Annotated in this window: 11 protein-coding genes; 8 read left to right on the top strand and 3 right to left on the bottom strand. The window is 51.5% G+C overall.

Features of this window, described 5'->3' with window-relative positions; translation table 11 throughout:
- Nucleotides 1–4: 4 nt before the first annotated feature.
- Together LQV63_RS21860 and LQV63_RS21855 are read right to left on the bottom strand one after the other, a co-directional pair.
- Entirely contained in the window at nt 5–679 is a 675-nt protein-coding gene (locus LQV63_RS21860) for a polymer-forming cytoskeletal protein (protein ID WP_019421646.1), read from the bottom strand.
- A gap of 15 nt (nt 680–694) precedes the next feature.
- Nucleotides 695–1318, bottom strand: a complete 624-nt coding sequence (locus LQV63_RS21855; protein ID WP_019421647.1) for a YhbD family protein — start codon at nt 1316–1318, stop codon at nt 695–697.
- A 1119-nt stretch (nt 1319–2437) separates the two neighbouring features.
- Between LQV63_RS21855 and LQV63_RS21850 the strand changes: the two genes are divergently transcribed.
- Together LQV63_RS21850 and LQV63_RS21845 are read left to right on the top strand one after the other, a co-directional pair.
- Nucleotides 2438–4183, top strand: coding sequence for an ABC transporter ATP-binding protein (locus LQV63_RS21850; RefSeq protein ID WP_233698294.1), 1746 nt, complete (start codon nt 2438–2440; stop codon nt 4181–4183).
- Nucleotides 4176–5999 carry an ABC transporter ATP-binding protein gene (locus tag LQV63_RS21845; RefSeq protein WP_233698293.1) on the top strand — a complete coding sequence of 608 codons (1824 nt, stop codon included), beginning with the start codon at nt 4176–4178 and terminating at the stop codon, nt 5997–5999. Before LQV63_RS21850 ends, LQV63_RS21845 begins: the two co-directional genes overlap by 8 nt.
- An 80-nt stretch (nt 6000–6079) precedes the next feature.
- Here the strand turns inward: LQV63_RS21845 and efeB are convergent, their stop codons facing one another.
- Nucleotides 6080–7399 (bottom strand): iron uptake transporter deferrochelatase/peroxidase subunit, encoded by a 1320-nt coding sequence (gene efeB / locus LQV63_RS21840; protein ID WP_233698292.1) that lies wholly within the window; start codon nt 7397–7399, stop codon nt 6080–6082.
- A gap of 270 nt (nt 7400–7669) precedes the next feature.
- Between efeB and LQV63_RS21835 the strand changes: the two genes are divergently transcribed.
- The 6 genes from LQV63_RS21835 (at nt 7670) to LQV63_RS21810 (ending at nt 14751) form a co-directional block, all read left to right on the top strand.
- Complete coding sequence (locus LQV63_RS21835; protein ID WP_233698291.1) at nt 7670–8722, top strand: DUF4198 domain-containing protein; 1053 nt, start codon at nt 7670–7672, stop codon at nt 8720–8722.
- Between the two features lie 96 nt (nt 8723–8818).
- Nucleotides 8819–10756 (top strand): CopD family protein, encoded by a 1938-nt coding sequence (locus tag LQV63_RS21830; protein WP_233698290.1) that lies wholly within the window; start codon nt 8819–8821, stop codon nt 10754–10756.
- Nucleotides 10757–11350: 594 nt separating this feature from the next.
- Entirely contained in the window at nt 11351–11647 is a 297-nt protein-coding gene (locus LQV63_RS21825) for a transcriptional repressor (protein WP_026011086.1), read from the top strand.
- A 306-nt stretch (nt 11648–11953) separates the two neighbouring features.
- Complete coding sequence (locus tag LQV63_RS21820; protein ID WP_233698289.1) at nt 11954–12607, top strand: serine/threonine protein kinase; 654 nt, start codon at nt 11954–11956, stop codon at nt 12605–12607.
- 17 nt (nt 12608–12624) lie between these two features.
- Nucleotides 12625–13407 (top strand): glycoside hydrolase N-terminal domain-containing protein, encoded by a 783-nt coding sequence (locus LQV63_RS21815; protein ID WP_233698303.1) that lies wholly within the window; start codon nt 12625–12627, stop codon nt 13405–13407.
- A gap of 159 nt (nt 13408–13566) precedes the next feature.
- The gene (locus LQV63_RS21810) at nt 13567–14751 is read left to right on the top strand and encodes a trans-sulfuration enzyme family protein (protein ID WP_233698288.1); all 1185 of its coding nucleotides are present in this window, start codon (nt 13567–13569) and stop codon (nt 14749–14751) included.
- Nucleotides 14752–15148: the final 397 nt, after the last annotated feature.

Genomic DNA, 15148 nt, shown 5'->3' with positions numbered 1-15148 from the left:
CGGATTATAGCTTAATATGGCTGTTTACTTGCGCATTTTCATGCAGCTGCACGGACTGCTTATATTCCACCAGGTCAATCTCGCAGCCAGGACCGATGATCACTTGCGTGCCGCGTACGACGCGAGCTTTAGTATATTCCAGAACAACCTTGTCGCCTTCGATCGTATCTGTTTCCAGATGTGGACTGCTGAATAAAGAAGAGAACAGCTTGTTAAATACGGACAACGGTTTGCCTTGTTTAACGGATATATTCTCACCGCCGATTTCCCGTACGTGGCAACTGTGAAGCAGCTTAATATCGATGGCGCCAGCATTGAGCAATCCGCCGATGTTGAAGCTGCCGTGGGATTTGAATTGTTCCGCTTCACAATCGAATGCAACCGATGCGGTTCCGTTTATCTCTATCGTTTCCCCAATTAGGCGTCCGTCGATACTGGCCGTGCCATCAATACGGCTATGAACAGCCTGCATGTTACCTTTTACCGTGCACATGCCGCGGACTTCGAACTTATCAGTCTGAATACTCCCTGCTATTTTGCCTTTGCCATTGCTCACGAACGAAGCGCAAACAATATCCCCGTTTATTTCCCCTACCCCATCTATGCGAACGCGTTGGAACGATCCGCCAGATGAACTGCCCATTCCAGATATAATAATGTCTCTCAAATGTTGACTCATGAGAGTTTCCCCCAATCAAGTGAGTTTGGCCTTCAATTCTTCTAGACAGCTTGCGAGCGAGATATGTGATACAAGCTTAGTTCCATTATCAAAATACACTTCGCCTGGGCTGGCGGAGAGCAGGAAAGTCGAGACGCCCATCTTCCGCACGAGCATCAGCTCGCAGCTTCTCCCTTCGAATCGCTGGTAGTGATCGCGAAGCACCTGTAAAAGGCCCTTGCCTTCCTCAAGGCTCATTTCTCCGGTGTGGAGCATCCGATCCAGTACATACATATGAATCAATCTCTCAAATGTAAAAGCGTCTGCATCGCCCGTCTGATCCGTAAAATATTGCAGTGCCATCGTCGACACGATGCCACGATTTATAATGTCTGATTTGTGGAGTGCCATCTCCGCCAAGTTGGGCGAGAACATGTCGGCAAGCTCGTTAAGGGACAAATTGTCCTTCATGTCGATGATTTTATCGATACGCGCCAAAATTTTAGCCTTCGGAAAAAAGGTCTCCTGACCGGTAAACGTCGACTTGCGAATAAACCACTCTTCAGGAATCAAATCTTTGCGCTTCCACCGATACAACTGGCCGTAGGAGATGCCGGTCAGCTCGAGCAATTCTTTTTTTGAAATAAGTTGTTCATCCATAACATGCGGAAGCCTCCTTGATCGCCTTTTAGTGTAACATTGTTACGTAATTATCGTAACAGTGTTTCGTTTACTTTGCAATCATTGAAATAAAGCAGGCGACAGATGATACTTACCGTGCTGGAGCGGCGGTCGTAGGCACGACCTAAAAAGGCTAACCTCGCGGGGTTAGCCTTTTGGTACGTCTAATCCGAGTCCTTCTGCAATCCAACATAAGGAGGTGTGGAGCAGGACGGCAAGTGCCGCTCGAAAACTCCGATAACCCATGCTGAAATTAGTCGGGAAAAAGACGTCTTCCGTCTTGGAACCGTTACGTTACCCTTTCCGAAGCAGGTATTCCTGTTCCATCCATTGCTTCACTCTCCCCTTTATTCAGAATGGCAGTGCCCCCTTCGCTTTCAGAGGGGAAGAGGCTGTCGGTCCTGTGTGGAATGTGGCCCTTAGCTCCATTCTCCCAAACAGTCAGGATGGGTTGCGTTGAGGAAAAAAGTGCATGCCATTTCATATAGATAGGAAGCGTCCGAGCATGGTGGCAGTTACCCATAGTTGTCCTAGGTCGTGCCGCCTCCTGATGGCAGTGAACTATAGTCGTCCTAGGTCGTGCCGCCTTCTGATAGGAGTGAACTATAGTCGTCCTAGGTCGTGCCGCCTTCTGATAGGAGTGAGCTATAGTCGTCTTAGGTTGTTCCGTCTCTTGGTGGCAGTTACCCATAGCCGTTCTGGGTCGCGCGGCTTTAAAGTCAGAGAGCCAGGGTCGTCAATGGCCATGCTGCCTTCTGATGGAAGGGGAGAATGAAGCAAGGGAGCGGATGAAGCAAATCCCCATCAGTCTGAACGTCCCCCTGCACGAATGGAACATTTCGTGTAATTATGAAGCGTCCATGCCTCGATAGAGGTTTTCTTTTGAAATTGTTGACAAAATGTTAACAAATGGATTGAAGCCGCGCTATAATTGATCTATCATATCTATCTGATAACATAATGGTCCCGAAAGGAGGCGAATTAGCCGAACGGGAACATGGAAATGATCGTCTTTTGAAGTTAGCGGCAGCAGTTGCTAGCTTCTGTCTCCAGATCCCTTTGGCACCGGACTCGATAACTGGTACGGGAAGTGAATACATGAAAGAAAAGACGTTGTTATTCGGTCATGTTCGGTCTCATTTGCCCCTTTATGTGACAGCGGTATTGTTTATGGCGGCAGCCAACGTCATTTACGCTTATTTTCCAAGCTTGCTCGGACAATTTACAGATGAGCTGCAGCAGAATGGATTGACGAGGTCGTCCGTCGTCCACTACAGCTTATGGCTGCTCGTTATCGGAGTCGGGTACGGCACATTGTTCGGCATGGGTCAATTACTGAATCACCGGCTTGGCCGCTGGTTTGAATTCAATACCCGGCAGAGGTTGTTCCAGCAATTTACGCGACTCAGCGAGCATTATTTTTCCAACAACGGGGTCGGCAAGCTGCTTAGTTACTTCATGAACGATGTGACCTCTGTAAGAGAAACGATAGCTAATGGTCTTAATCAGATGACGAACGCGTCGATTCTATTAATCTCGGTTATCGTCATGATGAGCGTAAGCCACATTCCACTCTATCTTGTGTTCGTCTGTGTACTGCCTCTGCTCTCCATCCCGCTCTTTGTCGTCTACTTCGGTCCGCGTATTCGGATACGATCGCGGGCAGTGCAGGATTCCTTGGCATCGATGACGGAATCGGCGGAGGAGCAATTCGGCGGCATTAAGGTAACGAAGACGTTTGCAGTTGAGGATATCGCGCGGGAACGGTTCGGGGAAACGGTGGATCGCATCCGTGACAATCAACTAAGCCTCGTCCGCATGACATCGCTGTTCCAGGCGCTTATTCCTTTCGCCGGTGCGCTTTCGTTAGTTATCGCGATAACGTACGGAGGCATTCTGTCCATTCGCGGACAGCTTTCTCTCGGTAATTTCGTTACACTGACGCTCTATTTGCGCATGATTATTACACCGCTGCAGCAGATTGGCAACGTCATTAACGTCATGCTGCGCTCCCGGGCGTCGCTTGATCGACTGAACCGGCTGCTTGGGGAAGAGCCGGACATCCGCGAGTCGGATCACGCCGTTCCGATCGATCCAGACAAGACGGGAATTGATATTAGGCAGCTGTCGTTCGCGTATCCGGATACCGATACCACATCGCTCAAGGACTTAAATATCCAGGTGCAGGCAGGCAAGACGCTTGGCATTGTCGGCAAGACAGGGAGCGGCAAGACGACATTAGTCAAGCTGATGCTCAGAGTGTACGATCCGCCGCAGGGAACGATATTCATCGGCGGGCAGGACATCTGCGAGCTGACGCTGGAAAGCTTGCGCACGCAGGTGGCGTATGTGCCGCAGGACGGCTTTTTGTTCAGCACGACAATACGGGACAACATCGCGTTCCATGACCGCGGTGTTGATGATGAGCCCATTGAGGAAGCGTCTAGGCTGGCAGATGTGTATGACAATATTGCGGATCTTCCGGATCAGTTCCATACGAAGCTGGGCGAACGGGGACTGACCTTGTCGGGCGGTCAGCGCCAGCGGACCAGTCTGGCCCGCGGACTCATCAAGCATGCGCCGATTCTCATCCTGGACGACAGCGTCAGCGCAGTCGATGTCGTCACGGAGACGAATATACTGCACAACTTGCGCGAAGCGCGCCAAGGCAAGACCAATATTATTATCGCCCATCGCATCAGTGCGGTTCGTCATGCTGATGAGATTATCGTGCTGGAGGACGGGGCCGTCAAGGAACGCGGAACGCATGCAGAGCTGCTCAAGCAGGGCGGCTATTATTCCTCGCTCTATGCCATTCAAGAGGAGGGGATGCTCGATGCCTGAACCGAAAGGTAGTAAAGCGCGTAATGCCTATGATGTGTCTCCCGAAGACCGCAAGCAATCGTTCAAGGCGATGCTTTCCTATGCGAAGCCGCACCGGTTCACGTTTCTTACCGTATTTGTATGCACATTCTTCGCCATTGGCGCGGATTTGCTGCAGCCTTATCTGGTAAAGATTGCTATCGACGATAACGTGCTGACGGGGGAGCATGGCGTCAGGACACTATTGACGCTGGGCGGTTGTTATTTGCTGCTGGCGGCGATAAGCATGATATTTTCGTACGTGCAGGCGAATCTGCTGCAAAGGGTCGGGCAGAGTATCGTTGGGCAGCTGCGGAAGGATTTGTTCCGGCACATTTCGAAGCAGTCGATGTCGTTCTTCGACCGCAACCCGATCGGCAGCCTCGTTACGAATGTGTCGAGCGATACGGAGACGATTAACCAATTTTTCACGCAAGTGCTGTTGAGCATCGTGCGGGATGGATTGTCGCTTATACTGATCGTGGCGTTCATGTTCTCGCTTGACGCGAAGCTGGCTTTATACTGTCTTATCCTGTTCCCGATTATATTCGCCATTGCGATTGCTTTCCGCTCTATGCTTCGATCCGCTTATCAGCGGACGCGCGCTGAGCTGTCCCGGCTGATTGCGTTTCTGGCGGAGAACTTGTCGGGCATGAGCCTCATTCAAGTGTTCCATCAGGAGAAGGAGCAGACCGAGCGATTTACGGAACAGAACCGCAAATATTTGCGGGAAAATCTACGCGAGGTGCGCACGAGCATCATGTTCAACCGTTCGTTCGATATTCTCGGCAACGTATCGGTTGCTTTCATCGTCTGGATAGGCGGCTTCGCTGTGCTTGATACCGCGTTGGAGTTCGGCGTGCTGTATGCCTTCATTAACTATATCCGGCAATTTTTTCAGCCAATTAACCAAATTACCCAGCAATGGAACACGCTCCAATCGACAATTGTGTCCATGGACCGTTTATGGCGCATCTTCCGCGTACAGCCGGAGGTTCGCGATCCAGAGCCAGAGCAGGCACAGGAGATCGATGCGTCCGATGTGCTGGGACAAGTAGACTTCAACCGCATCCGCTTCGCTTACGTCGATGATCGGGATGTGCTGCATGACTTGGATCTGCACATTTCGCCAGGGGAATTCGTCGGCATCGTAGGCACGACGGGAGCAGGCAAGAGCTCTCTCGTCAACTTGCTAGCGCGCTTCTATGATGTGAAGCGGGGGAGTGTGGAGATCGACGGCGTTGATATTCGTAGTTTGCCTCAAGATACATTGCACCGCATCGTCGGGCTTGTCCAGCAGGATCCGTACCTCTACTCAGGCACGATACTGGATAATGTGCGGCTGTTCAAGGATAATGTCTCACGGGAAGAAGTGATATGGGCCTGCAAGGCGGTTGGGGCACACGGTATGATTACACGATTGAAGCACGGGTACGACACGCGGCTATCCGAGCGCGGAAGCGGGTTATCCGCCGGGGAGCGGCAATTGATTTCCTTTGCCCGCATTCTCGTGTTCCAGCCTCGCATCCTTATCCTGGATGAGGCGACTGCGCATCTCGATTCCCATACGGAGCGATTGATCCAACAAGCGCTAAGCGTCGTGTCGGAAGGAAGAACGACACTCGTCATTGCGCACAGACTGTCTACGATTCAACATGCGGATCGCATTATCGTCATGCGTCATGGGTGTGTCGTCGAGCAAGGCACGCATGAATCGCTAATTGCACAGGACGGATTCTACGCGGAGTTGGTTCATCATTCCCGTCCGATGAAGCTGCAGGCGCAGCATATGGGATAGTAAGAAGCACGATAGCAACCTCCGCCGAACATAATGTTTCGGGCGGAGGTTTTCTTATAAAGGTTGCCTATTTGCGAAGTTCAGCGAAACAGCGCTTCCCCGATGAAGCTTCCTTCCTGTGCGCCAGGCGGACAGGCAAACACAGCACTGGAGAGATGGGATGTGTATTTATTCAAGGCATCATGCTGCGCCAGAATGGAGAGCATGGGGATGAACTGATTTTTGATGCTTTGTTGAAAACTGATAAAAAGAAGACCGGCGTCCAAATCGCCACTGGTTGCATCAAGGCCGCGTGAGTAAGAGTAAGAGCGCCGCCACAGCTTGGTTCCTGTACCGCGGGCAAGCCACACGTGTGAATCTGTCGGTATGTGGCGCATGGACACGGCATCAGCTTCATTTTTTTTGCCGAACGGGGCCCCGCTTTCTTTCTGACGGCCGAACGTTGCTTCTTGCTTCTGCAGTGCCGTTTGGTCCCATTCATCAATGAACATGCGAATTTTCCGGACAGCTAAATAGGTGCCCCCAGTCATCCATAATGGATTATTTGATGGTGAGGCCCATACATACCGCTCCATGGCTTGATCATTTTCAAGCTCGTTGTTTGCTGTACCGTCTTTAAATCCAAACAGGTTTCGTGGTGTCTGTCCATCAGGAGCACTCAAGAAACCTTCCTGTACCCAACGAATCTTCGCAGTGCCTTGGGCAACTCTGGCTAAGTTGCGTATCGCATGAAAACTTACGACCGGATCATCCGAGCAGGCTTGGATACACACATCGCCGCCCGATTCCTGCTCTGTCAAGGCGTCGCCAGGCATAGCTGGAATGTCAACGAGCTCATCCGGTTGTTTTGCGGCCAATCCGAAGCGGTCAACGCCGTCTTTGCGAAACAAAGTGGGGCCAAAACCAAACGTAATCGTAAGCTGTGCTGGGGGAAGTTCGTGCGTTTCCCCTGTGTCATCTGGCGGTGCAAGTCCTTCCAGATTAGCTTTTCCAACCGATTTTCCAGCCGTCATGTTTGCACTATAGTCGGTCCATGTTTTACATAATTGTTCTAATTTCATCCTGTCGGCATGGACGATGTCGAATGCGGCAAAACACATATATTTTTGCGGAGGTGTTGCAATCCCCGCTTGTTTTGTCCCGTAGAAGGGAATGGAGCCGGCAACGCTGGTTTGGCTCGTTTGATTATCCTTTGCTGCCGGGCTTGGTTCTTGGCTTGGGCTTGAACTTTTAAGGATACCGCTAAAAGACATAAAGGCCCCCATGCCGCCCATGCCTACAAACATTCCCGTACCCGCAGCGGCGCTTAATTTCAACAGCTCTCTGCGGCTCATTTTACTTTTGCCGGATTCATTGCGCTCTTGTTGCGGTTCCGGCGCTTTCTCGTTCTCAAGCTTCATGTTAACCCTCCTCATTGAACGGCCTCGGTCCCATGTTCAGGTTAGTTTATTAATCATTGCTATTCAATCAAAATGTGTTACAAATTCCCAACAAATGATGCCGAGGCTTTGAAATAAATGCACTAGGCCCTAATAGTAATGAACGCTCTAATCGGATTGTTCATTTTTTTGTGACATTTTATAGCTAGATAGAGTCATGTGCATCCGTCTGTGTTGTTTTACAATTTACTATGACATTAATCACATTTGTTTTGAAAAGGGGCGGGTTATATGAAAAAGTTAGCGAGTATTGCGATAAGCACCTTATTGTCATTGTCCATCGCCATTCCAGCGTTTGCGCATGACGGTTGGTCGCAGACGAACAGTCCGATCATTGGTGAAGGTGAAGTATCCTATGTTGAAATGATGCTGGGCAATCACTCCAACGAGCATCGCAGCTACCGCATCGCTGGACAGTGGAGCACTGACTCGTCCAAAGTGTACGTCATGAATCCGGCTGGGAAGAAGACGGATATTACCGACACGAGATTTTACACGGGTGAAGCGGCAACTGAAGAAGAGCCAGCGGTCAACAATTACTTCGTCTCTTCTTTTTCGGCGTCGAAGCCGGGAGCCTATATCGTATCGGTCGAAGGCGACAGCATCTTCAAACATGACGGGAAGGCAAGCCGCACGCTTCGCAGCGCGAAATCGTTCGTCGCCGTGATGGATATCCCTGTATTGAAGCGAGCATCGCTCCTGACGGGCTTCGAACGACAAGTGAGCCCGGATCGGGCGGAACTGGTTCCGCTCTTCAGTCCGGCGGCGGTCAGTCCGAATCAGGAAGTATCCATACAGTTGATGCTGAAAGGCAAGCCGCTTGCCGATACGGAAGTATCCCTCATTCGCCGCAGCAATTCGGAAGCGGAGACGCTGAAGACAGACGCTAAAGGCACCATCTCGTTCAAGACAGGTCCTGCCGACTATTATTTGCTGCGCGCCAAGCCATCAATGAACGAGCAGGTCGAAGGCCAGTACGATTCGGTCAGCTACGAAGCGACGATGACCTTCATCGTGCAGAACGGTTCGATCCAGCTTCCTGGCCAACCGGCTACGGCACAGCCGCAAGTGTTCGTGAATGGCAAAGCTGTGTCTGATCAATCGTTCTCATTTGCAGACGGAACGTTGAAGGCAGATGCGGCTTGGGTAAAATCAACGCTCGGCGATGTGACAGGGAAAGGCCTCGTTTCTTTGCGTGAAGCAGCAGAGAAGACGGACACGGTGCTGGAATTTTTGCCGGCAGTTGGAACGAATCGGGCAGCCGTCCTTCTCTATACGAAGTAAGACAACGATGATTCAATCCTGCAGAGGCCGTTGGAGTTCCAACGGCTTTTGTATTCCAAGTGAGAATAAACTTTGGTGTGAAAGGGGGATGACACAATGACAATGTTGAACAAAGCGGCGAAGCTTGCACTTCTATTTTTGATCTTTCTTATTCCGTTTGTTCTCTTGCCGCAGCCTGCTTCCGCTCATGCCAACATGGCATCATCCTCACCGCTCTCGAATTCGGAATTGACTGATTCGCCGACAGAAATCCGGATTACGTACACGGAAGGCATCGACGCGGATCTGAGCTCGATGACCTTATGGAATACGGATGGCGCAGAGATAGCGGGCGAGGTCAAGAGTGACGGGGAGAAGACGCTGGTGAAGTCGATTTCGTCCTTGCCGAACGGGATTTATAAAGTGAAATGGCAAGTGCTGTCGGTTGACACCCATGTCACGGAAGGTTCCTTCGAATTTGCTGTTGGCGTGAAGCTGAAGCAGTCAGGGCCAGCTGCAACGAAATCGTTGGATGACGATGAGCCGGCGTCCGCGACTGAGAACAAGACGACGACCCCAGCCAAGCCTGAGAAGAATGGCAGCACGAACGGAACGAAGCACGCCGACAGCTCCGCTAATCAGCCAGTGAACAAAGATTCCGGCAAGGGGAAGCCCAATTCGCAGCCAGAGTCCCCCCAGTCTGGCGGCGCTTCGAAAGTGGACAAAACGGCTGCCGGTACCACTGGGCAGAAGGAGAACCCCCCCTCAACTGAATCGCAGTTTAAAGCTGAGCAGAAGGTGAGCGATCCGCCGCGTCAGGAGAAGCGTGACGACACGAGTAAGCCGGATAGCGCAGCGCAGTCCGGGAAGGAGAAAGAGGCCGCGCTAGCCGCACCGGATGCATCGCCTCAGGCAGGGGCAGGAGAGAAAGATCAATCCGGCGCCGCTGCGCCAGCTTCCCCGGTTCAAGCAGAGAAAGCGCCAGCGGGAGCGGGTAACGAAGCAAATCCCGACCAGGGAGAAGTTGATCATAGCCATCATCATGACCATGGAGCTGAAGCAGCTGCGTCAGCAAGCGAGGCAGCAGCCGATCATGCAGACCATAATCATGGCAACGGTAATCTTGATGGATGGAATGCGTTGATTCGCATCATCAATATCGTCGTGACGGTGTTGCTATTCGCCATCTTGTATTATCGCATGATGTTAGCGGACGGAGTGAACGAGCGCTTTCCGGCATTCCATCGCGCCATGAAGCGTCTATGCAAAGGGATAACGATTAGCGCAGTTATATTGTTTGCAGCTACTTATGCAGCACATATGCTGCTCATTGCGCAGCAGCTAAGCAGCGGCAGGGCGGATACATCTGCTGCATCAACTGCGTTAACGCTTGTCTTGTCAACCCGGGTTGGCTTGGCGGATGGCGCGCGAGTGCTGCTTGCCGCATTGCTCGCCCTCATGATGCTGTTCAAGAACGGCGCAGCGGTGCTCAACAAAGTGGTGCAGTTGCTCATCCTGCTCGGAATTGCCTTAACCTTTCCGCTTACGGGACATGCGGTGGCATCCGATTCAGGGCTATTGTCTTTCCTGACGGTCGTCTCTCATACGCTCCATATTGTTACCGCATCGATCTGGTTCGGTGGGCTGTTAGGTATGGGGATGCTAACGGCAAGCTGGCGGCGCAACCAGCTCGGCGCGGAACATGTTCATGAGATCAACGGGCAGTGGAGGCGTTTTTCCCGGACAGCCTTGCCGCTTACCGTGCTGACGGTAGTGACAGGAATCATACTCGCTGCGATGCGGTTAGGGACATGGTCTGCTTTCATTTCGTCATCATACGGGCAAATCTTGCTCGTCAAAAGCGGACTCTTTCTCCTCATCCTCATCATTGCGGCATTTCACCGCTATTACTGGCTGCCCCGGTTCGCGAAGCATAGCGGTGAGGCGCACCTGCTGCGTCAATTCCTGATTGGTGTGCAGGTGGAAATCGCAGTCGGAATTGCGGTATTTATCGTGGCAGGTATGCTGTCGACCAGTCCGCCACCCGGCATGTGATCATTGATCAATTGAATTCAATACAAGCTCATATTTCCTCCTTCGAATGCAATGACGATGATGTTAGCGTCAGCGGCGTTCGGGGGAGGATTTTTTTATAATTAAGGAATGTTTAAGCTCTGTGAATCGCTAAAGCGAAACCATACATTCCTTGTGGCAATAAAACCTATTTCTAAACGCGGTCGCCCATCTTCGAAAGGCCGCGATAGAGGTTTTCTCACTGGTCATGCTTAATGAAAGTAAATATTAAATTAGAATGATTATTGATTAAATACAATTACTATGTTAAATTAATATCATATGAGTGATTCTTATTATCATTACTTAGCGCGCTTCGGGGCTTTGATTTGAGCCGTTTGAGCTGATGAAGGTATGGCTGTTGCAACTTATACCGATGATAACAGTAGGCCGTATGATACTAAATGATTCATTAGCATTCTCGATGATTGATCGCTGAACCGATCAGTCATGCCGGTTCATATACTGGAGCTGGTGGATGATACGTTGTTGGTGAGCTCTTGAAAGGAGCGGCCATGCGGTGCATGATAACGATGGCATTTTTGATTTCGTGAATAACATTTCCACAGGAAAGGAATGGGGCCCTTGAATAATCGGCACATGATAACGTTTATGAAAAAAAAGCGTGAAAGCAAGCCAATGCATATGACGCAGCAGAGAGAGGCGGTTTTATCTTGCATCAATCAAGCCGTGTCCCCAAAGACCGCAATGGAAATCTATATTGCTCTGAAGTCGGATATGACACGCATTTCTCTCTCCACCGTCTATTGCAGCTTAAAATATTTCGTCAAGAACAACATCGTACGTGAATTGGACGATGACGGGCTATCCAAACGATATGAATACACTGGCAGCATCTACCGGGAAGCTTGAACTGATCACGATATAACTGAATGACGATATGAGTATAAAGCCCTTTGCAGATCCATCTGCAGAGGGCTTCTCTGTGTGTAGCGGACGCAGGTTATTTTCGGAGATAACGTCTTATGGTGCTTCGGAGGTACAATGAAGCGCATGACCATATAACCAATGACACAGCAGATGACGGCCAGCAGTGCACGTTCCTCCAAATAAAGGTAGAACTGATTGTTCGGTACCATGAGGCAGCAAAGATTTCATAGCTTAGCGGTTGTGGTATATTAAGGAAAGAAGCTCTGTGACAAGTAAGGGGAAATTGGTTTGAAATCTAGTAGGATTGAAGCATTTAAAACGCAAGTCGAGCTCACGCTCCTTCTTGAGCTTGATATCCGCAGCCATAACGAGAACGACCCTGTCGAGGTGAAAGCTGTGCCGGACAACTGGACAGTAATGGGGAACGGGAATTATGCCGTTGTGTTTGCGCATGCTGATTTTCCAAATCTAGTTGTGAAGGTATACGCGCAAGGCCGCCCGGGTTTGCAGGATGAAGCGGAGGTATATCGGCGCTTGGGCCGTCATCCTTCTTTTTCGGAATGCTATTATGTGGGTGAAGCTTATTTGATCATGAAGCGAATGCCAGGCTATACGTTATATGATTGCTTGCTGACAGGAATCCCGATACCGCCTTCCGTTATACGCGATGTCGATGAAGCTCTCGCTTACGCGATGAAGAAAGGCATGTCTCCGCGCGACATTCACGGGAAGAACGTCATGAATGATAACGGCAAAGGCTATGTCGTGGATGTGTCCGACTTTCTGCTGCGGGGGAGCGACGGGATATGGGAGGATTTCAAACGCGCTTATCATTGGCTGTACAAGCCGGTATTAATGCGTTGGACGCTGCCCTTGCCTGCAAGGCTGCTGGAGTGGTGCCGCAAAGGGTATCGCTTCTACCGCAGAAGCCGGAAGAAGTAGGATTTATCCATTTTCAAATGACAGGTGCTATTCCCCTTGACAATGGAGGAGGGGGAAAGCTACGCTCAGATCATGAGCGAAGTGAAAGCGAACGCATCGTCAAGGAAAGGGTGCTCCTTCCGCATACGGGACCGCGCAGTTATCAGCCGTTCGGAGAGCTGTGGCTTGAAGATATAAATGCACAGGTCGTTGAGGCAACGACAGCGGGTGAAGGAGAACGGTCCGACTATCGTCGCGAGCTTGATCTGGATACGGCCATTGCCACGGTCGAATACGTGCGAGCTGGAGTCGCTCATCGCCGCGAAATGTTCGTGTCGGCTACGGATCAGGTGCTCGTGCTGCATTGGAGCGTCGACAAGCGGCAGTCCCTCTCTTGCAAGTTATCGCTAACCCGAGATGGAAGCGCACGGATTGAAGCGATCGGAACCGATGCGCTTCTGCTGACAGGGCAAGCGGAACATCGCGGGACGCATGCGGGAGTCTGCTTCGCTGGATGCGTCAAGGCGGTACCTCAAGGCGGGCATGTTCAGGCCGACGGGGAGTCGCTAATCATTCGCGACGCGGATTCGCTTACCGTTTACGTTGCCATCCGCACCTGCCTGCAAGCTTGGGCGAGTGGGGTGGTGTCGGGCTTGCGTGCGCGGGGCGGCTTCGAAGTCGATATCGAATGGAAGCAGAATCGTCTGACCCGCTGCCGTATACGTTCTTTGCTCGGACGGAGCGTGAGGCTGAGATACGGCACGGCAGAGCGTGTATGTGAGACAAAAGCTGGCGGTTACGTGGAATGGGATGGCTGTTGAATAAACGCCCCGCCCTTTGTTATGATGGACTCGGTATAAGCAATCCCAAATCCTACAATTCTATGGATCAGGTTCTTCCGGCTTGTTCCACCTGTTGGAGGAAGTGAAGATGGGCCGTATGCAGCCGGAACGAACGACAGCGAAAGGATCGAATGGACAATGTCAATAGAGAAACAGCAATCCGCGCCCTGTAATACGTGGGATAAACAGACGATCGTCGTGCACGATTGCCATGATGAACGTCATTACGGCGCAGTGACGATGCCGCTGTATCAGAACAGCTTGTTCACATTCCCGTGTCATGAAGAATTTTACGAGGCGCTTGATTCTCCGCTTCATTATCATCTATATTCGCGGGGGAACAATCCGAGCGTCAATGAGCTGGAACGGCGGCTGGCGATGCTTGAAGGCGGAGAAGCAGCGCGCTGCTTCGCTTCGGGAATGGCGGCGATCTCCGCATCTATCATGTCCGCTGTCAAAGCGGGCGACCACGTCATTTGCGTGGAAAGTGTGTATGGGCCGACGCGGCAATTTCTGAGCAGCTACTTGCTGCGCTTCGGCATTGAAACGACGTTCGTAGACGGGGCGAGCATGGCGAGCATTGAAGCGGCTGTGCGTCCGAACACGACGCTGCTTTTTCTGGAAAGCCCGACGAGCATGACGATTCGTCTCCAGGACCTGCGCGCCTGCGGAGAACTCGCGCAGCGAATTGGCGCGACTACGATTATTGACAACACCTGGGCGACGCCGATCTATCAGAACCCGCTGGCGCTTGGTATCGATTTGGTCGTGCACTCCTTGACCAAATATGTAGGCGGACACAGCGATATTATGGGGGGCGTCATCATCGGCTCTAAGGAACGGCTCGAACGGATTGGTCAAGAGGAATTTCTGCTGTACGGCGGCATCATGACGCCGCAGACCGCTTGCATGGCGATGCGTGGGCTGCGCACGCTGCCGCTGCGGATGGAGCGGCTCGGGCAGAATGGACGCCAAGTTGCTGCATATTTGGAGCAGCTTCCGTTCGTGAAGCGCGTCAATCACCCGGGTCTGCCAAGCTACCCGCAATACGAGCTGGCTCAGCGGCAGATGAGCGGGTGCGGCAGCTTGTTCTCCTTCGAGGCGGCGCTTCCGGTTGAGCAATTGCAGGCGTGGGCGGACCGATTGGAATTTTTCCGCATTGGCGTTAGCTGGGGCGGCTATGAGAGCTTGGTGCAGGTCGTGCGTCCGGAAGCCTCGGACGAGAGCGAACCGCTCGTGCTGGTGCGCTTGTATGTCGGACTGGAAGATCCGAACCTGCTGATCGGGGACATGAGCCGTTCTTTTCAGGCGCTTGAACAGTAAGGAATGAACGAGGCCACAAGTTCGGCGATGTCAGTAAGGAATACTGCTCTTTGAATGTGAATGAGCGAGAAATTGCAAGTAAGTGAGCAAGGATAAGGCTGCGGATCCGAAGCGGGATCGGCGGCCTTTTTGACCATTAAGGCACCTCTAAACGCATTCGCTCATCTTCGGAAAGCCTCAATAGAAATTTTTTCATGACTGTTCCATCGCTTGCTTCACTCTCCCCTTTAATCAGAATAGCAGCTCTCCTTTCCCTTTCAAACGAGAATAGGTTGACAGTCTTTTTCGTACAATAGCTTCTCTCTCCCATACAGTCAGGGGGGATGACTGAGATAAGGGGACATGCCGTTTTGTGAAAGATATTAATTCCCGAGGGGGTCAATCTTGATTGCAGTGA

The sequence above is a fragment of the Paenibacillus profundus genome, from assembly GCF_021369635.1.
Taxonomy (GTDB): Bacteria; Bacillota; Bacilli; order Paenibacillales; family Paenibacillaceae; genus Paenibacillus_B; species Paenibacillus_B profundus.
The sequence above is the reverse complement of the archived record's forward strand: the minus strand, read 5'-3'. Positions and strand labels throughout refer to the sequence as shown.